Source organism: Curtobacterium sp. BRD11 (genome assembly GCF_031844345.1).
Lineage (GTDB): Bacteria > Actinomycetota > Actinomycetes > Actinomycetales > Microbacteriaceae > Curtobacterium.
In genome coordinates this window covers 81,543-106,735 of the sequence record NZ_JAUZUZ010000003.1, presented here as the reverse complement: position 1 = coordinate 106,735, position 25,193 = coordinate 81,543, and the positions used below count along the sequence as shown (strand labels likewise).

Annotated in this window: 21 protein-coding genes; 9 read left to right on the top strand and 12 right to left on the bottom strand. The window is 72.6% G+C overall.

The window, feature by feature from the left end:
* Positions 1-2 precede the first annotated feature (2 nt).
* Positions 3-1,502, bottom strand: a complete 1,500-nt coding sequence (locus tag Q9R28_RS08450) for a cell wall metabolism sensor histidine kinase WalK (RefSeq protein WP_271827028.1) — start codon at positions 1,500-1,502, stop codon at positions 3-5.
* Positions 1,499-2,176 (bottom strand): response regulator transcription factor, encoded by a 678-nt coding sequence (locus tag Q9R28_RS08445; protein ID WP_066653196.1) that lies wholly within the window; start codon positions 2,174-2,176, stop codon positions 1,499-1,501. Before Q9R28_RS08445 ends, Q9R28_RS08450 begins: the two co-directional genes overlap by 4 nt.
* Positions 2,177-2,393: 217 nt before the next feature.
* On the opposite strand from Q9R28_RS08445, the gene Q9R28_RS08440 reads away from it, so the two are divergent.
* On the top strand, positions 2,394-2,879 hold the full coding sequence (locus Q9R28_RS08440; RefSeq protein ID WP_066653198.1) for a hypothetical protein: 486 nt from the start codon (positions 2,394-2,396) through the stop codon (positions 2,877-2,879).
* Between the two features lie 13 nt (positions 2,880-2,892).
* Here Q9R28_RS08440 and Q9R28_RS08435 read toward each other — a convergent pair whose 3' ends face one another.
* The gene (locus tag Q9R28_RS08435) at positions 2,893-3,969 is read right to left on the bottom strand and encodes an aromatic acid exporter family protein (protein ID WP_081985243.1); all 1,077 of its coding nucleotides are present in this window, start codon (positions 3,967-3,969) and stop codon (positions 2,893-2,895) included.
* Between the two features lie 80 nt (positions 3,970-4,049).
* On the opposite strand from Q9R28_RS08435, the gene Q9R28_RS08430 reads away from it, so the two are divergent.
* Positions 4,050-5,294, top strand: a complete 1,245-nt coding sequence (locus tag Q9R28_RS08430) for an aminoglycoside phosphotransferase family protein (RefSeq protein ID WP_311205883.1) — start codon at positions 4,050-4,052, stop codon at positions 5,292-5,294.
* Positions 5,295-5,770: 476 nt separating this feature from the next.
* Positions 5,771-7,897, top strand: coding sequence for a DEAD/DEAH box helicase (locus tag Q9R28_RS08425; RefSeq protein WP_066653205.1), 2,127 nt, complete (start codon positions 5,771-5,773; stop codon positions 7,895-7,897).
* A 205-nt stretch (positions 7,898-8,102) separates the two neighbouring features.
* On the opposite strand, the gene Q9R28_RS08420 is transcribed toward Q9R28_RS08425, so the two are convergent.
* Positions 8,103-8,375: a mycoredoxin gene (locus tag Q9R28_RS08420; protein ID WP_066653207.1), complete on the bottom strand. Its 273-nt coding sequence runs from the start codon at positions 8,373-8,375 to the stop codon at positions 8,103-8,105.
* Between the two features lie 60 nt (positions 8,376-8,435).
* Here Q9R28_RS08420 and Q9R28_RS08415 point away from each other — a divergent pair, with 60 nt between their 5' ends.
* On the top strand, positions 8,436-9,968 hold the full coding sequence (locus Q9R28_RS08415; RefSeq protein ID WP_066653209.1) for a CYTH domain-containing protein: 1,533 nt from the start codon (positions 8,436-8,438) through the stop codon (positions 9,966-9,968).
* A gap of 107 nt (positions 9,969-10,075) precedes the next feature.
* Here Q9R28_RS08415 and Q9R28_RS08410 read toward each other — a convergent pair whose 3' ends face one another.
* Positions 10,076-12,247 carry a S9 family peptidase gene (locus Q9R28_RS08410; RefSeq protein WP_311205882.1) on the bottom strand — a complete coding sequence of 724 codons (2,172 nt, stop codon included), beginning with the start codon at positions 12,245-12,247 and terminating at the stop codon, positions 10,076-10,078.
* Positions 12,244-13,476 (bottom strand): Fic family protein, encoded by a 1,233-nt coding sequence (locus Q9R28_RS08405; protein WP_066653211.1) that lies wholly within the window; start codon positions 13,474-13,476, stop codon positions 12,244-12,246. Before Q9R28_RS08405 ends, Q9R28_RS08410 begins: the two co-directional genes overlap by 4 nt.
* 110 nt (positions 13,477-13,586) lie before the next feature.
* Here Q9R28_RS08405 and Q9R28_RS08400 point away from each other — a divergent pair, with 110 nt between their 5' ends.
* Positions 13,587-14,786 carry an amidohydrolase gene (locus Q9R28_RS08400; RefSeq protein ID WP_251160876.1) on the top strand — a complete coding sequence of 400 codons (1,200 nt, stop codon included), beginning with the start codon at positions 13,587-13,589 and terminating at the stop codon, positions 14,784-14,786.
* A gap of 138 nt (positions 14,787-14,924) precedes the next feature.
* On the opposite strand, the gene Q9R28_RS08395 is transcribed toward Q9R28_RS08400, so the two are convergent.
* Both Q9R28_RS08395 and Q9R28_RS08390 read right to left on the bottom strand, forming a co-directional pair.
* Entirely contained in the window at positions 14,925-15,815 is an 891-nt protein-coding gene (locus tag Q9R28_RS08395; protein ID WP_251154806.1) for an aminodeoxychorismate lyase, read from the bottom strand.
* A 35-nt stretch (positions 15,816-15,850) separates the two neighbouring features.
* The gene (locus tag Q9R28_RS08390; protein WP_066653218.1) at positions 15,851-16,201 is read right to left on the bottom strand and encodes a tryptophan synthase subunit alpha; all 351 of its coding nucleotides are present in this window, start codon (positions 16,199-16,201) and stop codon (positions 15,851-15,853) included.
* Positions 16,202-16,285: 84 nt separating this feature from the next.
* Here Q9R28_RS08390 and Q9R28_RS08385 point away from each other — a divergent pair, with 84 nt between their 5' ends.
* Complete coding sequence (locus Q9R28_RS08385) at positions 16,286-16,792, top strand: 8-oxo-dGTP diphosphatase (protein ID WP_311205881.1); 507 nt, start codon at positions 16,286-16,288, stop codon at positions 16,790-16,792.
* On the opposite strand, the gene Q9R28_RS08380 is transcribed toward Q9R28_RS08385, so the two are convergent.
* The 3 genes from Q9R28_RS08380 to Q9R28_RS08370 form a co-directional block, all read right to left on the bottom strand.
* Positions 16,789-17,088 (bottom strand): hypothetical protein, encoded by a 300-nt coding sequence (locus Q9R28_RS08380; protein WP_066653223.1) that lies wholly within the window; start codon positions 17,086-17,088, stop codon positions 16,789-16,791. The two genes, Q9R28_RS08385 and Q9R28_RS08380, sit on opposite strands and share 4 nt — an antisense overlap.
* A gap of 47 nt (positions 17,089-17,135) precedes the next feature.
* The gene (locus tag Q9R28_RS08375) at positions 17,136-18,545 is read right to left on the bottom strand and encodes an ABC transporter permease (protein ID WP_311205880.1); all 1,410 of its coding nucleotides are present in this window, start codon (positions 18,543-18,545) and stop codon (positions 17,136-17,138) included.
* 307 nt (positions 18,546-18,852) lie between these two features.
* The gene (locus Q9R28_RS08370) at positions 18,853-20,541 is read right to left on the bottom strand and encodes a sodium:proton antiporter (RefSeq protein ID WP_209686086.1); all 1,689 of its coding nucleotides are present in this window, start codon (positions 20,539-20,541) and stop codon (positions 18,853-18,855) included.
* 116 nt (positions 20,542-20,657) lie between these two features.
* Between Q9R28_RS08370 and Q9R28_RS08365 the strand changes: the two genes are divergently transcribed.
* From Q9R28_RS08365 to Q9R28_RS08355, 3 genes are all read left to right on the top strand, one after another.
* Positions 20,658-21,914, top strand: coding sequence for an inorganic phosphate transporter (locus Q9R28_RS08365; protein ID WP_081984745.1), 1,257 nt, complete (start codon positions 20,658-20,660; stop codon positions 21,912-21,914).
* A gap of 55 nt (positions 21,915-21,969) precedes the next feature.
* On the top strand, positions 21,970-22,266 hold the full coding sequence (locus Q9R28_RS08360) for a hypothetical protein (protein WP_066653232.1): 297 nt from the start codon (positions 21,970-21,972) through the stop codon (positions 22,264-22,266).
* A gap of 125 nt (positions 22,267-22,391) precedes the next feature.
* A complete protein-coding gene (locus Q9R28_RS08355; protein WP_311205879.1) occupies positions 22,392-23,876 on the top strand; it encodes an aspartate ammonia-lyase in 1,485 nt (494 codons plus the stop codon).
* Positions 23,877-23,979: 103 nt separating this feature from the next.
* On the opposite strand, the gene Q9R28_RS08350 is transcribed toward Q9R28_RS08355, so the two are convergent.
* The gene (locus tag Q9R28_RS08350; RefSeq protein WP_251160870.1) at positions 23,980-25,068 is read right to left on the bottom strand and encodes a YihY/virulence factor BrkB family protein; all 1,089 of its coding nucleotides are present in this window, start codon (positions 25,066-25,068) and stop codon (positions 23,980-23,982) included.
* Positions 25,069-25,193 lie beyond the last annotated feature (125 nt).

Here is a 25,193-nt window from a genome sequence, read left to right as displayed (position 1 = left end):
GGTCAGGACCCGGTCTGCTCGCGCACCACGGGGATGCGCACGGTGACCTCGAGGCCACCGGACCGGACGTTGCGGAGGGCAGCCGTTCCTCCCGACCGTTCCGCGATCGCGCGCACGATCGCGAGCCCGAGGCCCGAGCCGCCCGGCACCGGCACCCCGCCCGTCGCCGGGTCCGGGTCGCGGCGCGACGTCCGGGCCTCGTCCGGCCGGGTGAACCGGTCGAACGCGACGGGGATGAACGACTCCGGGACACCGGGTCCGTCGTCGGTCACCTGCAGGACACCCTCGTCGCCCTCGACCCGCCACGACACGAAGACGCCACCACCACGGGGGAGTGCGGCGACCGCGTTGCTCGCCGTGTTGGTGACGAGCTGCGCCATGCCACCGGTGTCGAGGCGGAAGCGTGGTTCCGCCGCTCCGACCGGGTCCGGGGTCCGCTCGAGGTCGAAGTCCACCGTGATGTCCTTCGCCGAGGCGATGAGGCGCACCCGGTCGACGGCGGCCATGACCTCGTCGCCCAGGTCGCTCCAGGCGGTGGTCGGCTGCGCGCCGTCCTGCTCGCGTTCCTCCGCGTCCTCGATGCGCGACAGCGTGAGCAGGTCGTTCGCGAGCCGCGAGAGCCGGGCGACGCTCCGCTTGGCGCGGTCGATGTGCGCCGCGAGCGCCGCAGCGTCGTCGCCGTCGAGCGACGCCAGGTCGAGCTGGGTGGTGAGGATCGCGAGGGGCGTGCGCAGCTCGTGGCTGGCGTCGGAGACCATCTGACGCTCGCGTTCGGTCACCTGGCGGGTGCGTGCGAGGAAGGCGTTCAGCGTGGTGGCGAGCGAGGCCAGTTCGTCCTGCGCCGGACCGACCGGCAGCTCGGCGCGCTCGGGGGCGACGGAGAGCCGTTCGGCCTCGCGGCGCATCCGGTTCACCGGGCGGAGCGCCGCGGTGGCGAGCGCCCACGACGCGATGCCGAAGGCGATGAGGATCGCGAGGCCGGTGAGCGACAGCGTGGTGGTGAGGTCGTCGACCACGATCGCCTCGGCCTGCGAGTTGCGTGCGGCGACGACGGTCCAGCGTCCGGCGGCGTTGACCGGGTGCTCGATGACGACGCGGTACTCGGACCCGGAGACGGTGATGAGCGACGTGCCCGACTCGGTCGACGTCAGGCTGCCGAGCGCCCGCTCGACCCGGGGCGGCATGGTCGACAGCCGGATCTGGCCCGACGGGGCCACGACGGCGACGAGCTGGGCGTTGCCCGGTGCGGACAGGTCCGGGTCGCTGTCGACCTCCAGCGTCGCCACGTACGGGTCGACGTCGGCGTCGAGCAGGGTGCGGGTGGCGCTCGCGACGACGCTGACGACCTGGAAGCGCATGACGAGCACGAGCAGCAGGATCACGACCGCCGCGATCGCCGTCGAGCCGATCGTGATGCGGGCGCGGAGCGAGAGCACCCGGAGCGGCCGGGGCAGGCCGCGTCCGCCGCGGACCGTCCCGGTCGTGGGTGCCGACCCGGTCACGCCCCGAGCAGGTCGAGCCGGTAGCCGCGGCCCCGGACCGTCGCGATGGCGACCGTCGCCTCGTGCGAGGTCAGCTTCTTGCGGAGGTACGAGATGTACTGCTCGACGACGTTCGGGTCCACGTGCTGCGAGCCGTCCCAGACCTCCTCGAGGATCTTCGGGCGGTCGACGACGGTCCCGACCGACCGGGCGAGCAGCCGGAGCAGGGCGAACTCGGTCGGGCTGACGGCGACGCGCTGCCCCTTGATCGACACCCGTCGGGCCTCGGAGTCGATGGCGACGTCGCCGACCTCGATGACCCGCTGCCCGGCAGCCGACTCGCGGCGACCGAGCGCGCGGAGGCGGGCGGTCAGCTCGGCGAACGCGAAGGGCTTCGTGAGGTAGTCGTCCGCACCCGCGTCGAGTCCGAAGACCCGGTCGTCGACGGCGTCACGTGCGGTGACGAGCAGGATGCGCACGGGGTCCTCCCGCTCGCGGATCCGGCGGGCGAGCTCGAAGCCGGACATGCCCGGCATCATGACGTCGACGACCGCGAGGTCGAAGGCCTGCTCGCCGAGGGCGATGAGCGCCTCGACACCGTTCTCGACCGCCGTGACGCGGTACCCCTCTGCCGCGAGCCCACGCTCCATGAGCGCGCGCATCTCGTCGTCGTCCTCGACCACCAACAGGCGCATGATCGACCTCCTCGGCCCCCATCGTGGCAGGGAACGGCGGTCCGTGGGCGGTTCCGGGTGGGAAGAGGCTGAATCTCGTCACAGTGACCCCGCCACGCCACCCGGACGAGGGCAGAACGGTCCGTCCCGCAGAGGGGGGTATCGGCCTCGCGAGCAGCGCGTTGCTAGGCTCCGCAGCGGACACGGCGTACCCGACGCAGTGTCCCGAGGGGGCACCATGCAGGATCAGGAGAACCGTCCGTACCGTCCGGACGACAGCGTCCACCCGGCCATCGTCCGGTTGCACGCGGAGCTCGAGGCGGCACGGCACGGCATCGACGTGCTCGGCGAGCTGGAGGACGCCCGCCGCGAGCGGGTCGTCGCGGAGCTGCTGAGCGCGGTGCCGGACGTCGCGAGCCGTGCGGCGTACGAGGCCGGCGCCGATCGCGCGGTCGCGACCATCCAGGGCTTCGAGGGGGTCCGCTCCGACGAGCACGAGTCGGGGACGGCGCTGTGGGACCGACTCGTCCTCACGGCCGTCGAGGCAGCGGCCGCGGTGGAGCCGACCGAGGTCGAACGGACTGCCGTCGAGTCGACTGCCGTCGAACCGGCCGCCGCGTCCGAGCCGGCAGCAGTGGGCGGGGGATCGCCCACGCTCGCTCCCGCCGCGGACGCCGCACACCCGGCGGCGTCCGGTCACGCCGCACACCGCGCCACGGCCTGACGCCGCGCGGGCCTCAGTCGTCCTCGCCGAGCAGCTCCTCCCGCACCCGTCGGATGTCCTCGAGCAGGGCGCCGATGAGCACCCAGTGCCGCGAGTTCGGCCGGACGACCTCCAGTGGCGCCGTCAGCGCGGGCTCCGCGGCCGTCGTGTCGTCGGCGGCGGTGCCCGTGAAGCCGTCGCGCTCCGCGTGGTGCAGCCGCGTCGCCTCGACCCGTGCGCTCAGTGCTCGGACGTCCGCCCCGATGCGCGCGACCTCGGTCGCGATGCTCCCCACCACCGGGTCCGACCGGAGGTCCGGCGCCGTGTTGTCGCGGATCGCCCGGGTCATCCCGGTGACCCGGGTGACCAGGACGCGGAGGTGCTCCGCGACCGTCGTGTCCCGCTGCAGGATCGTGCGGTGCCGGCCACCACGGGGGTTCATCGTCAGTGACTCGCCCGCCGCGGTGAGCGAGGCCTCGGCGCGGGCGTGCTGCTGCCGGAGGGCCCGCGCCTGGCGCAGGGCCTCGTCCCACCGCTCGGCGTCCCAGCCCTCGGTGAGGCCGATCGCGATCCGTTCGAACGCGGCGGCGGTGTCCCGGGCCAGTCGGGCGACCGCGAGGTGCGCCGGTTCGAGGAGCACGGGCGGCACGATCACGGCGTTCACCGCGAGTGCGACGACGGCGCCGACGACGGTCTCGAGGACCCGGTCGGCCGAGTAGTTCGGCGTGACGACCCCCGCGGTGAGCACGAGCATGCCGCTGATGCCCACCTGGGTCGCCGACGTCGGGGTCAGACGGAGTGCCCAGCTCAGCAGGATCGCCAGCACGATGACGACGAGCACGACCCAGACGCCGTCACCGAAGACCAGGTGGAAGGCGGTCGCCAGCACGACGCCGAGCACCACGCCGGCGCTGCGCTCGAGGCCCTTCACGAACGACTGGTTGATGCTCGGCTGCACGACGAGCAGCGCGGCGATCGCGGCGAAGGTCGGGAACGGCCCGTCGATGAGCGCACGGCAGAGCAGGACCGCCGCGACCACCGCGACCGCGGTCTTCACGACCTGCAGGAACGGTGTGCGGCTGGAACTGCGGAGGCGCGCGACCGGGTTCACGACGACCACGGTAGCCACCAGCCGCACGCCGAGCCGTGCACGATGGCGACGAAACCGCCGCGGCACGGTTGACTGGTCACGTGTGGCCCAACCACGAGCGCATCATCCCGCAGGCCTTCGCCGGCTCCGGGACCTCCGTGGTCGCCGCGCGCGCCCACTCGGTCGAGCCGTCGGGCAACGGCTACCTGTACGGCTACGAGGTCGACACCGTCGACCGGGCCGGTCAGCGCGCCACCGTCCTGACCTACGTCGACACGGGTGGCGCCCACGACCAGAACAGCGCCGTCGTCACCGACCCCGCCACGGGCGAGCCGGTCTCGGTCTGGGCCTACCCGAACGACCCGGGCCTCCCGGTGCTGCCGCAGGTGACGTACCGCGACGCCGTCGCCGAGCTCCTCGCCGGCCTCGGCCTGCCGGTCACCGACCCGACGCTGTCGGTCGCCGCCTACCGTCCGGGCAAGCGCGCGGTCGTGCGCGTGGACGCCCCGGAGCGCGTGCTGTTCCTGAAGATCGTCCGCCCGCACCGCGTCGCGCCGATCGTCGAGACCCACGAGCAGTTCGTCGCCGCCGGGCTGCCGGTCCCGCGGGTGCTGTCGAGCCGGGGCGACGGCCTGCTCGTGCTCGAGCGCATCCGCGGGGTGCCCGCGGGCAGCCGCATCACCGAGATCGCCGACGACCCGCGGTTCGTCGCCTCCCTCGCCGCCCTGACCGGCCGGATCGCGACGGTGCCGATGACGCAGCAGGCCCGCGCGGACGCGATGGACCACGCCGACTGGCACCGGCGCACGCTCGTCGCCGCCCTGCCGCAGGACGCGGCCGAGATCGACGAGCTCTACGACGGCATCGGGCGGCGGTCCATCGGTTGGGGGGCCGCCCCCAAGCAGGTGGTGCACGGCGACCTGCACCTCGAGCAGGTCTTCGTCGACGAGGACGAGCCGTGGCGCATCTCCGGCCTGCTCGACATCGACACGGCGGGCTGGGGGTTCCCGGTCCGCGACGTGGGTGCGGTCGTCGCGCACCTGGTCGTCACCGGCCTGTGGCACCGGTCCCGTGGGGACGCCGAGCGCGGGGCAGCGGCGGAGCGGCTCGCCGACGCGGTCGCCCGCGACTGGGTCGCCCGGAACCCGGCCGAGGCCGACCGCATCGGCCCGGCGATCGGCGCGCAGCTCCTCGCGCACGCCGGTGGGCAGGCGACGACCGGGTCCGAGAACGGCATCCGGACGGCGCAGCAGCTGCTGGCGGCGACGCGTGCGGCGCTCGCCGAGGCGGCGCCGACGGTGCCGTCGGCCGGCACCCTCCGTCCGCGGTCGGCACCGCAGGTCTGACCCGGCCGTCGGACGGTCGCCGGCCGCGCGGTGGTGGTGGGCAGTGCCTCCCGGCCGTCGTGGCGTCCCCTCCACCGCGCGGTCGGACGGGAGGCGCGACGCGCGCGGGTCCCGTGGAGTCGCCTCCGTCGGGGGTGCGGGAGTAAACTGAGCCCAGCACGCACCGTGTCGTCGCGTGCCGCGTCGTTTCCGGACGTGGCAGTCGGTCACTTGACCGACGTGGGGACCGGATCCGTGGGCGTCCGACGGGCACCACGTGCGTGCGACGGCGCCGGGTCCCGGCGCGGATCGTCGTGTCGAGCACCCGAGGGGTGCCGGCCGCACGGACCGCGGGAGTCCACCGGACGTCCCACGGCGGGACCGGCGCACGAGCGGGCCAGGGTGGCCCGCGGACCGGGGTCGTGCCAGACGCCGGTCGAGGACTTCCCGCCACGACGGCGGCTCGCCCGTGGAGAACGGGCGGAACAGGAGGAGCGTTGGCTCGATCAGGCACCCGGCGAGCAGCCGGCGGGACGCGGACCGCGTCGCGCCGTACCCGCCCGCTGGACAACGACGGCGTCATCCCGGTGCTCGCCCGCGCGGTGCGCGAGGTGGAGGCGGCGGCGCAGCGCGGACCGCTGAAGGCGTCCAACCGGTCGAAGTTCCAGGCGGTCGCGCTGCTGATGCGCGAGGAGCGCGCACGGGTCAAGGCCGACCCGGAGCTCACCGACGCGCAGCGCGCCGAGCAGCTCAAGCGTCTCGACGGTGTCGCCACGATCCTGGCGAAGACCGCCGCGCGGGACACCAGCGTGATCCAGCTGCTGACCGAGGAGGCCTCGGTGAGCGAGGCGACCCGCACGGTCAAGCGCGACATGATGATCGCCGGCGGCATGGAGCTGCAGCCCGAGGACCTCGTCATCGCGGCCGAGCCGTCCCCGGTGGTCGACGCCCCGGTGCGCTCGGTCGTGCCGCAGGCGGTCGTGCAGCGCCAGCTGGCCAACCCCTTCCTCGCGCCCGACTTCGCCCTCGCCGACCAGCCCGTCGCCCACCCGCGTCGCCTGGCGAACTGGGAGCTGTTCGGTCCGCTGTTCAAGTCGTTCGAGTACGGCGCCGGCGGTGGCGCGGCGTCGATGCCGTTGCCGGAGCCGACCTCGCTGCACTCGCGGTCCGGCACCACGCTGATGAAGCACCAGGCGGAGCTCGTCGCCGCCGCGGCGCAGGGACACCGCACGTTCCTGCTCGCGGACGAGCCCGGCCTCGGCAAGACCGCGCAGTCGCTGCTCGCCGCCGACGCCGCGAACGCCTTCCCGCTGCTGGTGGTCGTGCCCAACGTCGTGAAGACCAACTGGGCACGCGAGGCCGAGCGCTGGGTGCCGAACCGCACCGCCACCGTCATCCACGGCGACGGGGACGACCTGGACGGCTTCGCCGACATCGTCATCGTGAACTACGAGATCCTCGACCGGCACGCCGGCTGGCTCGGGGCCTTCGGCTTCAAGGGCATGGTCGTCGACGAGGCCCACTTCATCAAGAACAAGGAGTCGCAGCGTTCCCGGTTCGTGCTGCAGCTCGCCGAGCAGATCCGTGCTCGGGTGTCGTCGCCGCTGTTCCTGGCGCTGACCGGTACCCCGCTGATCAACTCGGTCGAGGACTTCCGCACCATCTGGGAGTTCCTCGGCTGGATCGACGACAAGAAGCCCCGCGCGACGCTCATGAACGAGCTCGAGGACATCGGGCTCACCCCGGCCGACCCCGGCTTCTTCGTCGAGGCCCGCAAGGCCGTCATCGACCAGGGCATCGTCCGCCGCCGCAAGGTCGACGTCGCCGCCGACATCCCCGCGCGACGGATCGCCGACATCCCGGTCGAGCTCGACGGCGACGAGGGCCGCTCCATCCGCGACGCCGAGCGCGAGCTCACCGCGAAGCTGGTCCGTCGGTACCACCAGGCGCTCGACGCCCGCACGGGGCAGGACCCGGTCGTCGGCATCGACCACAAGCTCGTCCGCCAGGTCGCGCGGTGGGAGCTCGAGGACCAGGACGCCTCGTCGACCGGCGAGAACGTGTTCTCGATGGTGCGGCGGATCGGTCGTGCCAAGGCGCAGCTCGCGGCGGACTACGCGGCGCAGCTCGCCTCGAACGTCGGCAAGGTCGTCTTCTTCGCCAAGCACCTCGACGTGATGGACCAGGCCGAGGAGGTCTTCGCCCGTCGGCACCTGAAGACCGCCACCGTCCGCGGTGACCAGACGCCCGCACAGCGCACGGCCGAGATCGACGCGTTCGTGAACGACCCCGACGTCGCCGTCATCGTGTGCTCGCTCACCGCCGCCGGCGTCGGCCTGAACCTGCAGGTGTCGTCGAACGTCGTGCTCGCCGAGCTGTCGTGGACCTCGGCGGAGCAGACGCAGGCGATCGACCGCGTGCACCGCATCGGGCAGGAAGAGCCCGTCACCGCGTGGCGGATCATCGCGGCGCAGACGATCGACACCAAGATCGCCGAGCTCATCGACTCGAAGGCGTCCCTGGCCGCCCGCGCGCTCGACGGGTCGGACGAGGAGATCGCCGACTCGGGCGACATCCAGCTCGACGCGATGGTGGCGCTGCTGACGGAGGCGCTCGGGGGCTGAGCGCCGAGTGCGCTCGGTCGCTCGCGGAGTCGGCGCGGCACCCGCCGCCGGCTCCGCCGCCCGCCGCCGCCGGCTCCGGCGCCCGGCGCCGGATCCGGTCGCGTTGCGGCACGACGTGCTTCCGCACAACGAGAAGCGGCTCGAACCACGCAAACGCGTGGTTCGAGCCGCTTCTCGTTGTGCAGCGCGCCGTCGGCGCCTCGCGTCAGACGCGCGACTGCACCTCGGCCAGGGACGGGTTCGTCGCGGTGCTGCCGTCCGGGAAGACCAGCGTCGGCACGGTCTGGTTGCCGCCGTTGACCTCGGCGACGAGCTCCGCGGTGCCGGGGGTCTGCTCGATGTCGACCTCGCGGAACGGCACGCCCGCCTTCGACATCTGGTTCTTCAGCCGGGCGCAGTAGCCGCACCAGCTCGTCGTGAACATCGTGACGCCGCCGGCCTCGGGCACGAACGCGTCGCGGGTGACTGTCTCGCTCATGTGCCCAGGCTAACCCCGCCGGTTCGGGGAACCCCGGTGACCCCTGGTAGACAGGACCGCGTGACGGACACCCACCTCGAGATCGAGCGTACGTACGACATGCCCGAGGGCGACGACCTGCCGGACCTCATCGGCGTCGGCAGCATCGCCCGGACGGAGCGCCAGGAGCCGTTCGGCCTCGACGCCACCTACTGGGACACCGAGCGGTACGACCTCGTCGCCTCGCGGGTGACCGTCCGCCGACGGACGGGTGGCCCGGACGCGGGGTGGCACATCAAGCGCGCCGCGTCGGACACCGTCCGGCACGAGCAGCACTTCGCCCTGACGGACGATCCCGACACCGTGCCCGACGAGGTCCTGGCCGCGCTGTTCGCCGAGCGCCGGGGCCGCGGCCTGCGCCCCGTCGTCCGCATCACCACCACGCGGGCGGTCGTGCGGTTGCTCGACGAGGACGACGACCAGGTCGCCGAACTCGCCGACGACCGCGTGGTCGCCCAGCGCCTCGACGACCACGCGCCCGCGACCCCGCGCACCTGGCGCGAGGTCGAGGTCGAGGTGGCCGAGGGCGTCGACGAACAGGTGGCGCACGAGCTCTTCGCCGCACTCGACGGTCGCTTCGCCGACATCGACGCGCACCCCGCGGCGGTCACCTCGAAGCTCGCCCGCGGCCTGGAGGGCGCGCCCGCCGCCCGGCTCCGCACGGCGGAGAAGCCGGAGAAGCACACCGCGGCGCGGGCACTGACGAAGCGCCTGCGCAAGCTGCGATCGACCCTGCTCGCCCTCGAAGGACAGCTGCGCGCCGGGGCGGAGACGGACCTCCGCGAGACGGCGAGGACCTCCCTCGACATCGCCGCCGTGCTCGGCTCGTACCGTCCTGCGTTCCCGGCGACCCCGGCGACCGACCGAGCAGCCGAGGCCGCGGACGCACTCGCCGCCGTGACGGCGCGCGCTGCGCTGGCCGACTACCTCGTGGAGCGTCTGCCCCACGCATCGACGCCGGCACAGGACCTGCTCGTCGACGCGATGACCCGGGAGCGGGTGCTCGCCGCCACCCGCGAGCGCCGTGCCGTCGCGGTCGGCGAGGTCACGGCCTTCCTGCACTCCGAGCGCTACCTCGAACTCCTCGACGCCCTCGACGACGCCGTCGAGCGTCCGGCGCCGACGGCGTGGGCGCTCCGGTCGCCGAAGCACGTCGCTCAGGACGTCTCGGCGGTCGAGAAGCCACGCGTCCGTGACCTGGTCCGGAACGCGGTCGGGGACGACGACGAGAGCGTCGGCCCTGTCGACCGTGAAGCCGCCGACCGTGCGGCGACCGAGACCGCCTGGCGCGCTGCGACCCGCGCCCGGGCGGCGATGGACGTGCTCGGGGACGACGCCTTCCCGCACGCGCTGTGGAAGCGCATCGGGGACGCCGCGGACGTGCTGACCGAGCGGGTGCGCTCCCTGCACGCCCTGGACGTGCTCCGGGTGCACTCCGGCATCGCCGAGCGTGGTGGTGAGGGGACGTTCGGGTACGGCGTGCTCGCGGGGGACCGCGTGCGGCTCGCCGAGGACTCGTACGACCAGGCCGTGCAGGCACTCAACCGCGTCTGACGCGGCTCGGCGCGCTGCGTCGCGCAGCATTCCGTGGGAGCGACAGGACTCCACCGAACTCCGGTGGAGTCCTGTCGCTTCCGCGGGACGATCGGCAGCGGGGCCGCTCAGCCGGCGGTGATCGGCTCCGCTGAGGCCGCCGCGGGGTTCACGCCGGCCAGGCCGAGCACCTCGAGCAACCAGGCGAGCTCGAACGCGCGCTCGCGCCACGAGTCGTACCGGCCGCTCACGCCGCCGTGCCCCGCGGCCATCTCGGTCTTCAGCAGCACCGGCGCCCCGACCTCGCGCAGCTTCGCGGTCCACTTCGCCGGCTCGACGTAGAGCACACGGGTGTCGTTGATCGACGTCACGGCGAGGATCCGCGGGTACTGCACGTCGTCGCGCACGTTCTCGTACGGCGAGTACTCGCTCATGTACCGGTAGACCTCGGCATCGTGCAGCGGGTCGCCCCACTCGTCCCACTCGATCACCGTGAGCGGCAGGTCCGGGTCGAGGATGCTCGTGAGCGCGTCGACGAACGGGACGGCGGCCAGGATGCCGGCGAAGCGCTCCGGCGCCAGGTTCGCGACGGCGCCCATGAGCAGGCCACCGGCGCTGCCGCCCTCGGCCACGAGACGGTCGGCGCTCGTCCGACCGCTCTCGATCAGGTGCTCGGCGACGGCGACGAAGTCGGTGAAGGTGTTCTTCTTCGTCAGCGTCTTGCCGTCCTCGTACCAGTGCCGCCCCATCTCGCCGCCGCCCCGCACGTGGGCGACCGCGAAGACGACGCCGCGGTCGAGCAGGGACAGGCGCATGACGCTGAAGCCCGGGTCGATGGAGTGCTCGTAGGAGCCGTACCCGTAGAGGTGCAGCGGTGCCGGGCCGTCGGCGTCCACCGCGTCGCGGCGCCAGACGAGCGAGATCGGCACCTGCGTGCCGTCCGGGGCCGTCGCCCAGTCGCGTTCCTGCACGTAGTCGGCCGGGTCGTAGCCGCCGAGGACCGGCTGTCGCTTGAGCACCGTGACCTCGCCGGTCGCCAGGTCGAGGTCGCTGACCTCGGACGGGGTGACGAACGACGTGTACCCGATGCGCAGGGTCGGCTGCTCCCACTCGGGGTTGCCGCCGAGCCCTGCCGAGAAGAGCGCCTCGTCGAAGGGGACCTCGTGCGCGTCGCCGTAGCCGTCGCCCTCGATCGGGATGACGGCGACGCGGGGGAGCGCCTCGGCCCGGTACTCGAGCGCCAGGTGCCCGGCGAAGGCGTCGACGGACTCGATGCGGCGCTCGGTGTGGTGCGCGACGACGACGCGGCGGTCGTGCTCCGAGGTGGGGTCGTCGGCGGGGACGTCGACGAGCTCGAAGTTCTCGGCGCCGTCGTTGTGCAGCACCAGGAAGCGGTCGCTCCCGCCGACGATGGCGTGCTCGATCTCGTACTCGACCCCCTCGCGCCGCGGCCACACGACCCGGAACTCGCCGGTCGGGTCGGCGGCGTCGAGCACCAGTGCCTCGGACGTGATCTTGGAGCCGAGTTCGATGACGATGTACTGCGACGAGCGGGTCACGCCGACGCCGACCCAGTAGCGGTCGTCGGACTCCTCGAACACGACGACGTCGTCGCCGGTGGCGCTGCCGACGGTGTGCCGCCAGATGCGGTCCGGACGCCAGGACTCGTCGACGGTCGGGTAGAACACGTAGCGCCCGGACGGGTCGAAGGTCGCGCCGGAGCCGGTGTCCGGGATCTCGTCGCCGAGGTCGGTGCCCGTCGTGAGGTCGCGCACGTGCAGCGTGTAGCGCTCGTCGCCCTCGACGTCGACGCCGTAGAGGAGACGGGTCCCGTCGTCGCTGATGTCGTAGCTGCCGAGCGAGAAGAAGTCGTGCCCCTCGGCCAGGGCGTTGCCGTCGAGGACGACCTGCTCCCCGGGCAGGGCCGTCGCACCCTCGTCGACCGCGGGCGGCGTCCAGTCGTCCGGGCCGGTGATCGGTGCGCGGCAGTGCACGCCGTACTGGCTGCCCTCGGCCGTCCGCGTGAAGTACCACCAGTCGCCCATGCGCACCGGGACGGAGAGGTCCGTCTCCTGCACGCGGTTCTTGACCTCGGCGAAGATGCGGTCGCGGAGGCCGGTCAGGTGCTCGGTCTGTGCCTCGGTCCAGGCGTTCTCGGCCTCGAGGTGGGCGAGGGTCTCCGGTGACTCCTTGTCCCGCATCCACTCGTAGTCGTCGACGAACTCGATGCCGTGGTGGGTCCGCGTGACGGGCCGCTTCGCGGCGGTCGGCGGGGTGGCCTGGGCGTGCTCACTGCTCACCACGCCACCCTATGCGCCCGGGCCTCGACACCTGCTCGCACGCGCTCGGCGAAGGCGTCGAGTTCGGCCGCCACCGCCGGCGCGATCCACGCACGGCGCCGGCGACGGGCCGTCACCGGACGGAGGACCCCGGCGCGGCACAGGTCGGTGACCGTCGTCTCGAGCAGCGTCTCGGCCGTCCCCGAGACGTCGCCCCGCGCGATCGCGCGGCGGAGGAGCTCCTCCGCGTGGTCCTCCGTCAGGACGGCGTCCTGGTCCAGCGCCCGCCCGAGCACCGCGTGCGGGCCGGCGGCGCAGGTCGTCGCCGCACGGTCCGCGGCGACCTCGTCGAGCAGCAGCCCCGTCACGAGCGCCTCGTCCGACCCCGCGCCCACGGCGATCGCGACGTCGCGCACCCACGCGTCGACGTGTCCCTCGCGGTACTGCGTCAGGTGCTGGAAGTACCGGGTGCGCTCGGCGACCAGGACGGACGAGACGGGTGGACTCGCGGTCCGCGTCGCACCCCGGTGCCGCAGCACCGCCGCGACGAGCGCGCGACCGGTCCGTCCGTTGCCGTCGGTGAACGGGTGGATCGACTCGAACTGCGCGTGTGCGATCGCCGCCTGGGCCACGGGGTGCAGGTCGTCGCGCGCGAGGAACGCGAACAGGTCGGCCATGAGCGACGGGACGAACTCGGGCGGCGGTGGGACGTGGTCGGCGTCCCGTGGTGTGCGCCCGCCCCCGATCCAGTTCTGCACGGTGCGGTAGCGACCCGCGTGCGGGCCGTCCACGGGGTCGCCGCGCAGCAGACCACGGTGGGCGTCGAGGAGCGCGGTCTCGTCGAGGTGTCCGGCTCCGGCTGCCCGCACCAGGCGCTCGAGGGCGTCCCCGGCCTGCACCATCACCGAGGCGCTCGTGTTCGCGCGCACGCCCACCAGCGCCCGGGCGACGTCCTCGGCCGTGGCGTCCTCGTGCTCGATGCGCGAGGTCGCGACCGCCTCGGTCCGGGTGAGCAGCCGGTGCAGGGGACCGGCTCCGCCGTCCTCGTCGAGCGCCCGGAGCGCCGTCAGGCTCCGGTCGAGCAGTGCCGCGGTCGCTCCGTCGGGCTCCCAGTGCGCGTCGGCGATGCACGGTGGGACCGAAGCGGTGACGGTCGCCGTCTGCCGGACGGTCCGGTCGCCGCGGGTGGCGCTGCGCCACGGCCGGACGACGGTGTCGTGGGCGGGCCAGGGTGGTCGGGGTCGGGACACGGAGCCTCCTGCGTCGATCGTCGGTGTCGAGACGGTAGGACGGACGCGACCGCGGACGCCAGGGATCGGTATGTCGCGGGGACGACGGTGCTCCGCCGTACCGTGGTGGCATGCGCAACTCGTTCGTCGTCACCGGGGCCCACGTCGTCCCCGTCACCGCTCCGCCCTTCGACGGGGGTGCCGTCGTCGTGGAGGACGGCCGCATCACCGCCGTCGGCCCCGACGTGGCTCCGCCGCCCGGCCTCCCCGTCGTCGACGCCGCCGGCGCCTGGCTCGTCCCCGGGTTCGTCGAGTCGCACGGCCACGTCGGCATCCACGAGGAGGCGAACGGCTGGGCCGGCAACGACACCAACGAGATGACCGACCCGAACCAGGCTGCGGTGCGGGCGATCGACGCCGTGGACATCGACGACGAGGGGTTCCGCGACGCACTGTCCGGCGGCATCACGAGCATCGTCGTGAAGCCCGGTTCGGGCAACCCGATCGGCGGGCAGACCGTCGCGATCAAGACCTGGGGTGGTCGCACGATCGACGAGCAGCTCATCTCCGACGCCGTCAGCGTCAAGAGCGCCCTCGGCGAGAACCCGAAGCGCGTGTACGGCGACAAGGGGAGGACGCCGTCGACGCGCCTCGGCGTGGCGAAGGTCGTCCGCGAGGCGTTCGTCGCCGCGCAGGACTACCGCGCCGCCCGTGCGGCCGCCGCCGCGAAGGGGGAGCCGTTCACCCGCGACCTGACGAACGAGACGCTCGTCCGGGTGCTCGACGGCGAGCTCGCGTGGGACCAGCACGTCCACCGGCACGACGACCTCGCGACCGCGCTCCGCCTGGCCGACGAGTTCGGGTACCGGCTCGTCGTCAACCACGGCACCGAGGCGCACAAGATCGCCGACCTGCTCGCCGAGCGCGACGTCCCGGTGATCTACGGCCCGCTGTTCACGAGCCGCTCGAAGGTCGAACTCCGCGACCGCGGCATCCCGAACGTCGTGGCGCTCGCCGCCGCCGGTGTCCGCGTGGCCATCACCACCGACGCCCCGGTCGTGCCGATCGCGATGCTGGTCGACCAGGCCACGGCGGCCGTCAAGGAGGGCCTGCCCTGGCAGACCGCGCTCGAGGCCCTCACCACCAACCCCGCGGCCTTCCTCGGCTTCGGGGACCGTGTCGGCCGCATCGCACCGGGCTTCGACGCCGACCTCGTCCTGTGGGACGGCGACCCGCTGGCCGCGACCAGCCGCGCGACGCGCGTCTGGATCGAGGGCGCGTCCGTGTACGAGTGGGCCGACGGGACGGGCGTCACCACGCCGCGCTGGTGACCGGATGACGGTCTGGAGGCTCGTGGCGGCCCCGCCACGGTCCTCCCGTCCGCAAGACGCAACCTCGGCGGTTGCTCGCAACGCCGTACCGCTGCGCGCAACCGCCGACGTTGCGTTCGGCGAAGGGGGCGCCGAGCGTCAGGCGTCGCGGGACAGCAGGAAGTCGTTGATGCGCTCGGTCATCGGCAGGTCCATCTCCCGCGCGACGCCGTTCACGGACCGGATCGGTGCCGCCTGGCGGACGCTCGACAGCAGCCACAGGGCGTCGGCGGCCTCCAGGTCGGCCAGCGTGACGAGCTCGTACGAGGTCGCGATGCCCTCGCCCTCGGCGAACCGGAAGACGTCGGCCTGCGTCGTCCCCGCCAGGATGCCGATGTCGGTCCGCGGCGTCACGAACCTGCCGTCGACGGACATCACCAGGTTCGCGCGGGTGCCCTCGAGCACGTACCCGTCCGTCGAGACGAAGAGCGCGTCGTCCGCTCCGCGGCGCTCGGCCTCGCGGAGCGCCGCCATGTTCACCGCGTACGACAGTGTCTTCGCGCCCTGCAGCAACCACGGCGAGGTCCGCTCGACGTCGTGCCGGTAGCCGCGGTCGAGCGTCACGACGGCGATGCCCGCCGTCCGCGCGGGCGTCTGGTCGCCGGACGGTGCCGCGTAGACCCAGCCGGTCGGTCGACCCGAGCCCTCGACGCCGCGGGTCATGACGGTCTTCGCGAAGGCCTCGTGCACCGGGTCGAGCCGGGCGCACACCGCCTCGATCGCCTGGCGCCACGCGTCGACGTCCGGCGTGGGCAGGTCGAGCATCGCCGCGGACCGCACGAAGCGGGCGAGGTGCGGTTCGAGCGCCTGCGGCCGCCCGTCGACCACCGTGATGGTCTCGAACACCCCGTCGCCGCGGATCGCCCCGAGGTCCTGCACCTGCAGGTGCTCCTCGAGCGGCTTCGCCCACGTGTACGCGTCGGCCTCGGGGTCGTGCGGGGCGGCGTCGCGCGAGGGCTGGTTGAGGACGGCGAGGACGGTGTCGGTCATGCCACCATCCAACCGCAGCACCGGGTCGGTGGTCGTCAGTCGCGCCCGGGGAGCGCGCCCATGAGCTTCCACACCGCCGGCGTCAGCTCGGGGTGCTGCAGGGCGATCCGGCGGAGCCGGTGGTACTCCTCGCCGAGCTCGGTGCCCTGCCCGGAGGCCGGGTGGCCCGCCCAGTGCACGCTGCGCTGCCCGATCGCGGCGTCGAGCTCGACGGCATCGGCGCGGAGGATGAGCACGACCTGCTCGTCGACGGTGGGGAGCGTCGGCATGAACTCCCACGGGTCCTCGCCCGCACGGCTGCGGTGCTCGACGATCATCGAGATCTCCTCGGCGGCCTCGGCGCGCAGCACTTCGAGGCTGCGCCCGGTCCTGCGGGGCTCAGCCATGGTGCCCCCGCAGCACGCCTGCCATGCCAGCGATCGTACGCCAGCGCGGAGCGTCCACCGGACACGTCCGCCAGACTGGGGACCGTGACCGAACGCGACGAGACGAAGTCCCAGCACGCCCCGGTCGTGGTCGTCTACCTGCTCCGTGACGGTCCCGACGGCCCCGAGGTGCTGCTCGGCGAGAAACGTCGGGGGCTCGGGGCCGGGCGCCTCGTCGGTCCGGGCGGCAAACGCGAGCCGGGGGAGCCGCCGGTGGCGGCAGCGGTGCGCGAGGTGGCGGAGGAGGTCGGTCTGCGGCTCGAGTCGGACGACCTGGAGGCGCGTGGCACGTTGGACTACCGGTTCCCGTTCCGACCGTCCTGGTCGCAGCGCTCGGACGTCTTCGTCTGCCGCCGCTGGCAGGGGACCCCGTCGGGCAGCGACGAGCTGGAGCCGCGGTGGGTCCCCGTCGACGCGGTGCCCTACGACGCGATGTGGGACGACGCGCGCTACTGGTTGCCGGGCGTGCTGGCCGGCGGGAGCGTCACGGCGCGCTTCACCTTCGCGGAGGACAACGCGACCGTCTCGGGCTTCAGCGGCGAAGGCGTCTAGCGGGCGCCCGCACGACCCTGCTGGACGCGGGTGCTGCCGGTGCGCGCCTCCTCCGCGGCGGCGAGGACGTCGGCGTCCCCGCTGCGACCACCGAGCGGGCGGACGAAGAAGTCGACGATGCCCGCCGCGATCGCCCCGAGGACCGCGAACATCGCCCAGCCGACGAAGAGCCCGGCGGTGTTCCGGCCGTCGGCGGGGGCGAGGAACACGCTCGCGGCGTAGAGCGCTGCCGCGAGCACGAGGAACGCCACGACGGCGGTGACGAGGACGCGGTGCCAGGCGGTGCGCGGGTGCATGCGGAACAGGATACGCGCGCTCCGGGGAGCGGCCGAGCGTGCGCGCGTCAGCGCTCGGCGTGCCGCCCGTGCTGGCGCTCGTCGGGCGCGCCGGTCCGCGTCGTGCGCGATCCCGCCGGGGCCGGGCGGCGACCGGACGCGTCCACGCGGGGGACGGGACGGGTGCGGGGGCCGCTGGACGAGCCTCCCGGTCGGGCCGGGCCGGACCGGTCCGCCTGCCGCACCACCGGGATGCGTCCGGTCGGGGTGGTCTCCTGCTCGAGCCCGTCGCGACCGCCGGTGAAGACGTCGCCGGCGACACGCTCGTCCTCCCAGTCGTCGTCGCGCAGGACGCTCAGCGTGCCGGTCTCGGTCGAGGTCAGTCCGTGGCGCTCGAGCTCGGCGTCCCGCTGCTTCCCGAGGAACTCGCGGTTCGCGGTCTGCGCGTCCTGGAACATCGTCGTGCGGTTGTTCACGATCGCCGCGATGCGACGGCGCTCCCACCACTGCTTGCCGAAGAACATCAGCACGAGCCCGGCGGCGGCGTAACAGCCCATCGTGACCAGCCCGCGGCCGAAGCCGGGGCCGACGCCGTAGATCTCGTGCTTGATCATGTCGACCATGCTCGAGCCGACCACGACGTGGTTGAGCCACGCGAAGGGCTCCGGCATGAACCACTTCGGGTACGCGCCGCCGGAGGAGGGCATCGACAGGAAGACGAAGCAGATCATCGCGGGTGCGGCGATGAACCGGCCGACGAAGTAGCTCAGGCCGTTGACGGCGAGACCGATCGCGACGATCCAGCCCCAGGCGATGAGGACGAGTCCGATCCAGTGCCCGTGGATCGCGCCGACGACCGGGCCTGCGAGCGTGTTCGTGATCAGGGAGATCACGAGGCCGCCGACGACGATCACCGTCATGCGGGTGCGGTGCCGCAGCGGACCGCCCATGATGCCGATGAACATCGCGACCATGTAGCCGCCGATGCACCAGGCGAGCATGACGTACATCGCGACGGTGCCGTACTCGTCGTACGCGGGCAGCGGTGCGAGCTCGGTGACGGTCGGGGCGGCGACTCCGATCCCGGTGAGCACGCTGGTCAGCGTCGCGGGGACGAGCGAGGCGACCTGGAACTGGTGGGCGCTCGCCTTGAAGACCTCGTTCGCCGAAGGGTCGTACGCGACGGCCATCGTGCCGGCCAGGACGTCCTGCTTCGCGCGGGCCAGCGACTCGTAGGTGTGGAACACGTACTCACCGGGCAGGGCCTTGCCGACGGCGGCGACGAGGGTCGGATCACTGCCGACCAGGGCGACGGGGACGTCGTGCGGGTGGGGAGCGTGGAAGGCGAAGACGTAGCAGAGGCAGAAGCCGACGATGAAGAACAGCGGCATCCAGAGCTGCAGCCCGATGAGCTGCAGCGAGGGGTGGAGCGTGCCGTACCAGCGGCGGTACCGGCTGATCCGCTGCGGCTCGGGCACCGGTGCCTGGCGCACACGCCCCGCACGGCTGCCGGCGCTCCGGCTGCCGGCGACGGGAGCACCGCGACGTGGCCGCGAACCGCCCCGCGTCGAGGGCCGGGTCTGCCGGGGCTTCGGCGCGGACGACCGCGGCGCTCCGTCACGATCGGGGAGGTCGCTCTTCCTGGGGACGTCGTTCCGCGGCTCGCTCACTCGGCGCTCTGCTCCTTCTGCTGGTCGGAGCATCACGGTACGCCGGGCGTGCTCACCGCGCCCCGTGAGCTGTCGGGGCAGGACCGGCTGCGGAGGTCGGACCGGCAGCGCCGGGTCAGGACCGGCTGCGGGAGGCCTGGGCCGAGTCCATCGCGAGTTCCTCGGCGTCGAGCGTCACGAGCACGCGGCGCATGACCTCCTCGTCGAGGTTGCCCTTCTCGCGTTCCTCGAGCACGATCTCGCGGCGACGGTCGAGCAGTTCGCGGCGGATGTCCTGGATCTGGGCGCCGCGGAGTCGCAGCGGAGCGTTCCGGTCCTCGACCTCCTCTTCCTCGGCGTCGCGGCGGAACGTCTCGGCCTGTCGTTCGAGGCGGGCCTTCAGTCGGTTCACGACGCTGTCCGATGCCTCGGCGCCGTACTGCTCGGCCCACGCCGGTCGCCTCCGTTCGAGCAGGGCGATCGCGGCCTCGGTGGTGCGCTGGTTGAGGCGCATCTCGCTCCGGACGTCCGCCTCGCCCTCGGCCGGGTCCTGCACCTTCAGCGCCCGGATCACGAACGGCAGGGTCAGCCCCTGGAGCAGGAGCGTGCCGACGGTGACCACGAAGGCGATCACGAAGATGGTGTCCTGCGCCTTGACGTCGACCGAGTTGCCGACGACGGAGACCGCCGCGGCGAGGGTCACCACACCGCGCATGCCGGTCCACGAGATGACGGTGAGCTCCCGCCAGTTCAGCTTCGGTTCGGCGGAGCCGCGCAGCCAGCGCAGGGACGGGTGACCGCGGGACAGTCGGACGCGCAACGGCCGCAGCCACCGGCCGTTGAAGCGGTTGCGCGCGTACGACTCGAACACGAAGAGCGGTCGCACGAGGATCACGACGACCAGGACGACGGCCGCCGCGGTGAGGGTCTGCGTCAGGCTGCGGTCGCTCTCGACGAGGTCCTGGACGACGGTCTTCAGCTGCAGGCCGATGAGGGCGAAGACGAACCCCTCGAGGATCACGTCCGCACTCGTCCACAGCGGGCGCTCCTGCAGCCGGGTCGCGTAGCCCTCCTTCGGCGAGTTGTAGCCGATGTACAGCCCCGCGGTGACCACGGCGATGACCCCGGAGCCGGAGAGGTGCTCGGCGAGGACGTACGCGACGAAGGGCAGCAGGATGCTCATGATCGTCTCGACGACCGGGTCGTTGATGCGCATCCGGATCCAGTGGACGGCGACGCCGAGGACGATGCCCACCGCCAGGCCGACACCGATCGCGAGCCCGAAGATGCCGAGGTCCTGCCAGATCGTCAGCGACGTCCCCGCCGCGATGAGCGTGAAGACCCGCACGAGGGTGAGGGACGCGGCGTCGTTGATGAGGCTCTCGCCGGACAGGACCGTCATCACCCGGCGGGGGAGTCCGAGCTTCCGGCCGATCGCCGCGGCGGACACCGCGTCCGGCGGGGCGACGACGGCGCCGAGCAGGATCGCCGCGGGCCAGTCCATGTCCGGGATGATGATGTACGCGGCGAGGGCGACCGCGAGCGCGGTGACGATCACGAGGAAGATACCGAGACGGCGGATCTGCTTGATGGACTGCCGGAAGCTCTGCCACGACACGTCGAGGGCGGCGGAGTAGAGCAGCGGCGGCAGGACGACGGTGAGGATCACCTCGGAGTCGATCTCGATCTCCGGCAGGCCCGGCAGGAACGACACCGCGAGCGCCACGGCCGTGACGAGCAGCGGCGCGGGCAGCCCCTTGGCCCGCGCGAAGCCGGTCACCGCGAGTGAACCGATCAACAGGATGAGGAGTTCCGCGGTGTCCATGGTGTCCATTCTCCCATCGACATGATTCGCAGGCTGAACGATCCCGCAGGTCGGGTGGCGCGGCGGCGGACGACAGGGTTTGCCCCGGAGCCGATCGGCTGCGACACTTGCCCGCGGTGGACATCACACTCATAGTCGTCCTGGTCATCGCGTTGGCCCTCTTCTTCGACTTCACAAACGGTTTTCACGACACCGCCAACGCGATGGCGACACCGATCGCCACCGGTGCCATGAAGCCCAAGGTGGCCGTCACGGTCGCCGCGGTGCTCAACCTCGTCGGTGCGTTCCTCAGCACCGCCGTCGCGACGTCGATCTCGCACGGCCTGATCAACGAGGGCCCCGGTGGCGTCGCGATCACCCCGGAGATGATCTTCGCGGGCCTGATCGGCGCGGTCGTCTGGAACATGATCACGTGGCTGCGCGGTCTGCCGTCGTCGTCCTCGCACGCGCTGTTCGGCGGGCTCATCGGTGCCGCGATCGTCGGAGCCGGCTTCGACTCCGTGAACTACGCCGCGCTGCTGACCGTCGTGATCATCCCCGCGTTCCTGTCGCCGGTGATCGCCGCGCTGGTCTCGCTCCTCGCCACGCGCATCGCCTACCGCGTGACCCGTCGTCCGGTCTTCCCGAACGAGCGCGGCGGCTTCCGCATCGGCCAGGTGTTCACGAGCTCGATGGTCTCCCTCGCGCACGGCACCAACGACGCGCAGAAGACGATGGGCGTGATCACGCTGACGCTGATCGCCTCGGGCGCGCAGTCGGCGAACCAGGGCGTGCAGTTCTGGGTCGTCGTCGCGTGTGCGCTCGCGATCGCACTCGGCACGTACACCGGTGGTTGGCGCATCATCCGCACCCTCGGGTCCGGTCTGACCGAGATCCGCGCCACCCAGGGCTTCGCCGCCGAGGCGTCCACCGCAGCCACCATCCTCGCGTCCAGCCACCTCGGCTTCGCGCTCTCGACCACGCAGGTGTCGTCGGGCTCGATCATCGGCGCCGGGCTCGGCCGTCGTGGCTCGAAGATCCAGTGGTCGACGGCGGGCAAGATCGTCGTCGCCTGGTTCATCACGCTGCCGGCCGCCGCAGCCGTCGGCGCGATCGCGTCCGGCATCGCCCGGCTCGGTGTCGGGGGACTCGTCATCGACGCGGTCGTCGGCGCCGCCGTCATCCTCGGGCTCTACCTCTGGTCGCTGCGGAAGCCGCACGACCAGGCCGCCGCGATCGAGGTGGACGTGGCCGCCAACGCGGTCTTCACCCGCAAGGAGCTCCGCGACATGCAGCGCAAGAAGCGTGCCGCCCAGGTCGCCGAGCGGCGCGCCGAGCTCAGCCGTGAGCGCACCCTGCGCCGCATGGCCGGACGGAACGGAGGGCGCCGCTGATGGGCATCGCCACTGACTCGCGCAGCTTCGCATCCCTGGGCGGAGGGCGCCGCTGATGGGCATCGACTGGTTCGCATTCCTCACCGTGGCGATCGTCGCGGTCGTCTCCGCGTGCTTCGTGGTCCTCGTCTACTCGATCGGCCTGCGCCTCTGGAGCGCCGCCGACACGCGCGCCGGCAAGTACACCGTGAAGGACGACGGCACCGTCGGCCCCGCCACGGCCGGCTTCCCCCAGCCCGGCACCGTCCAGCCCGGCGTCCGCGCGTTCCGCGCGCTCGCCGTCGCGTGCTTCGCCGTCTCCGGCCTGGCCGTGCTCTACGGCATCTACCTGATCGTCCCGCAGTTCCACTGACGGTCACGTCCACCTGACGGACGGGAGGCCCGTGGCGACGCCGCCACGGGCCTCCCGTCCGTCGTCGGTCACCACGCGCGCCCGCCTGCCGGACCCGACCGGCCGGACGGGCTAGCCTCGACAGGGTGACCGGCAACGAAGCAGCGCGCACCAGGACCGAGACCGACTCGCTGGGATCCCTCGAGGTCCCCGCCGACGCGTACTGGGGCATCAACACCCTCCGGGCGCTCGAGAACTTCCCGATCACGTCGGTGCCGATCGCGGTGTACCCGGACCTCGTCGAGGCGCTCGCGACCGTGAAGCAGGCCGCCGCGCGGGCGAACAAGGCCATCGGGGTGCTCGACGCCGAGCGTGCCGACGCCATCGACCAGGCGGCGCAGGAGGTCCGCAACGGGAGCCTCCGCGACCAGTTCGTCGTCGACGTCGTGCAGGGCGGCGCGGGGACGTCGACGAACATGAACACGAACGAGGTGCTCGCCAACCGCGCCCTCGAGATCCTCGGGCGCGAGAAGGGCGACTACGCGTACCTGCACCCGATCGACCACGTGAACCGCAGCCAGTCGACGAACGACACCTACCCGACGAGCATCAAGCTGGCGATGATCCTGGGGGTGCGGCGGCTCACCGAGCAACTCGAACTGCTCTCCGACGCGTTCGCCGAGCGCGGCCGGGCGTTCCAGGACGTCCTGAAGGTCGGGCGCACGCAGCTGCAGGACGCCGTGCCGATGACCCTCGGGCAGGAGTTCACCGGGTTCGCGCACACCATCCAGGAGGACGTCCTGCTCCTCCGCACGGTCTCGCCGCTGCTCGCGGAGACGAACCTCGGGGCGACGGCCATCGGCACGGGCATCACCGCGGACCCGCAGTACCGCGACGAGGTCCGTCGGCAGCTGCAGGTCGCGAGCGGGCTCGACATCGTCACCGCGCCCGACCTGATCGAGGCGACGAGTGACGCCGGTGCCTTCATGACGCTGTCCGGCACGGTGAAGCGCAGCGCAGCCAAGCTGTCGAAGATCTGCAACGACCTGCGGTTGCTCGCGTCGGGGCCGCAGGCGGGGCTCGGCGAGATCACGCTGCCCGCGCGCCAGGCCGGGTCGTCGATCATGCCGGGCAAGGTCAACCCGGTGATCCCGGAGGTCGTCAACCAGATCGCGTTCGCCGTCGCCGGTGCCGACACCACGGTGACGATGGCCGCCGAGGGCGGGCAGCTGCAGCTCAACGCCTTCGAGCCGATCATCACCCACTCGATCCTGCAGTCGCTGCAGTGGATGGCGAGCGGGTGCGCCACGCTCCGGGTGAACTGCGTCACGGGCATCGAGGCGAACGAGGCCAAGCTCGCCGCGCAGGTGGACACCAACGTCGGCGTCGTCACCGCGCTGACGCCCTACATCGGCTACGCGGCCGCGGCGTCGATCGCGCACACCGCGTTGACGACCTCGACGCCGATCGCGACGCTCGTCACGGCGGCGGGGCTGATGGACGAGGACCAGGTGCAGCGGGTCCTGTCGCCGGCGCGGCTGTCGGGCATCGAGCTCGCGACGGGGGCGATCCCGATCGTCACCGAGGAGATGTTGGACGCCGAGGCGGAGCGGGTCGCGCGCGAGCGCTGACCCCGTCCCGCGGGACGCAACCTCGGCGGCACTGCGCAGCGGTACAGCGCTGCGAGGCGTCGCCGACGTTGCGTCGTGCGGAGCGCCGCGCGAGCGCTGGAGCCTAGGGCAGCGGGGGCTCGCCGACCCGCACCTGGTGCGACATCGCGCGCAGGTGCTCCTCGGTCGGCGAGGGCTCCTCGTGCTCGTCCTCGGCACGCTGCTGCGCGGCGAGCCGGACCCGGTGCGCCGCAGCGATGTCCTGGTCGCGCCAGCGTGCGAGCGTGAAGTTCCGCGTGACGTCGCGGAGTGGCAGTCGGATCGACTCGTCAGCCTCGATGCCCGCGAGGAGCTGGCGCATCCGGATGACCTCGGAGTCGAGCTCCCCGCCGACGACGAGCACGAAGTTCGAGATGTACAGGTACACGAGCAGCAGGATCGCGCCACCGAGCCACCCGTAGGCCCGGTTCCCGCTGCCGCCGACCGTCTCGACGTAGATCGAGAAGCCGAGGGTCGCCACCGCCCAGGTCACGATCGCGAACGCCGCTCCGGCCGACACCCACCGCAGCTGCGGGGTCTTCACGTTCGGCGTCGCGTAGTAGAGGACCGCCACCATCACCACGAGGACGACGGCGAGCACGGGCCACTTCGCCACGTTCCACAGGTCGTCGATCCACGGTGCCAACCCCAGCTGCCGGACGATCGCCGCCGAGATCGTCGGGGTGCCGAGCAGGATCACGATCGCGATCGCCCCGCCCACCATCACGAGCAACGTGACGAGGAGCATCATGCTGCGGAACTTCCAGATCCGCCGGCCCTCCTCGACCTCGTAGGCGGTGTTCATCGCGCGTCCGAACGCCGTGGCGTACCCGGAGAGCGACCACAGCGTCAGGACGAGCCCGATCGAGAAGCCCACCCACGGGTTGTCGAGCGTCAGCAGCTGGCGCAGCGGGCCCTCGAGGTGCTGCGCGGTCTCGGGGCGGACGATGAAGCCCAGCACCTGGATGATGTCGGTCAGGCTGTCGCCCTGCCGGTCCACGACGGACAGGGCCGACACGACGGCGAGCGCCGCGGGGAACACGGTCAGCAGGGCGAAGAACGTCAGGGAGGCCGCGGCGTCCACGACGCGGTGGCGGATCACCGAGTGGTAGGTGCGCCGGACGACCGCGCGGACGCCGGTCCGCTGCAGGTCGCGCGAGGCGCTGTCGGGCATGCGATGTACCGTACCCGACCCCACGACGGCCGGGAGGCGCGGTGCGGCACCGCCACGCGCCTCCCGTCCTCGGGCAGGTGCACGAGACTCGGCCCCGCGGACAAATTCGCCGTTCCCGCGCGCGA

Coding starts and splice junctions, on each gene's coding strand:
- Q9R28_RS08445 (WP_066653196.1), bottom strand. CDS start 2,176: ATGCGCCTGTTGGTGGTCGAGGACGACGACGAGATGCGCGCGCTCATG.
- Q9R28_RS08395 (WP_251154806.1), bottom strand. CDS start 15,815: ATGACCGACACCGTCCTCGCCGTCCTCAACCAGCCCTCGCGCGACGCC.
- Q9R28_RS08390 (WP_066653218.1), bottom strand. CDS start 16,201: ATGGCTGAGCCCCGCAGGACCGGGCGCAGCCTCGAAGTGCTGCGCGCC.
- Q9R28_RS08360 (WP_066653232.1), top strand. CDS start 21,970: ATGGGCATCGACTGGTTCGCATTCCTCACCGTGGCGATCGTCGCGGTC.
- Q9R28_RS08400 (WP_251160876.1), top strand. CDS start 13,587: ATGCGCAACTCGTTCGTCGTCACCGGGGCCCACGTCGTCCCCGTCACC.
- Q9R28_RS08440 (WP_066653198.1), top strand. CDS start 2,394: ATGCAGGATCAGGAGAACCGTCCGTACCGTCCGGACGACAGCGTCCAC.
- Q9R28_RS08350 (WP_251160870.1), bottom strand. CDS start 25,068: ATGCCCGACAGCGCCTCGCGCGACCTGCAGCGGACCGGCGTCCGCGCG.
- Q9R28_RS08420 (WP_066653207.1), bottom strand. CDS start 8,375: ATGAGCGAGACAGTCACCCGCGACGCGTTCGTGCCCGAGGCCGGCGGC.
- Q9R28_RS08370 (WP_209686086.1), bottom strand. CDS start 20,541: ATGGACACCGCGGAACTCCTCATCCTGTTGATCGGTTCACTCGCGGTG.
- Q9R28_RS08380 (WP_066653223.1), bottom strand. CDS start 17,088: ATGCACCCGCGCACCGCCTGGCACCGCGTCCTCGTCACCGCCGTCGTG.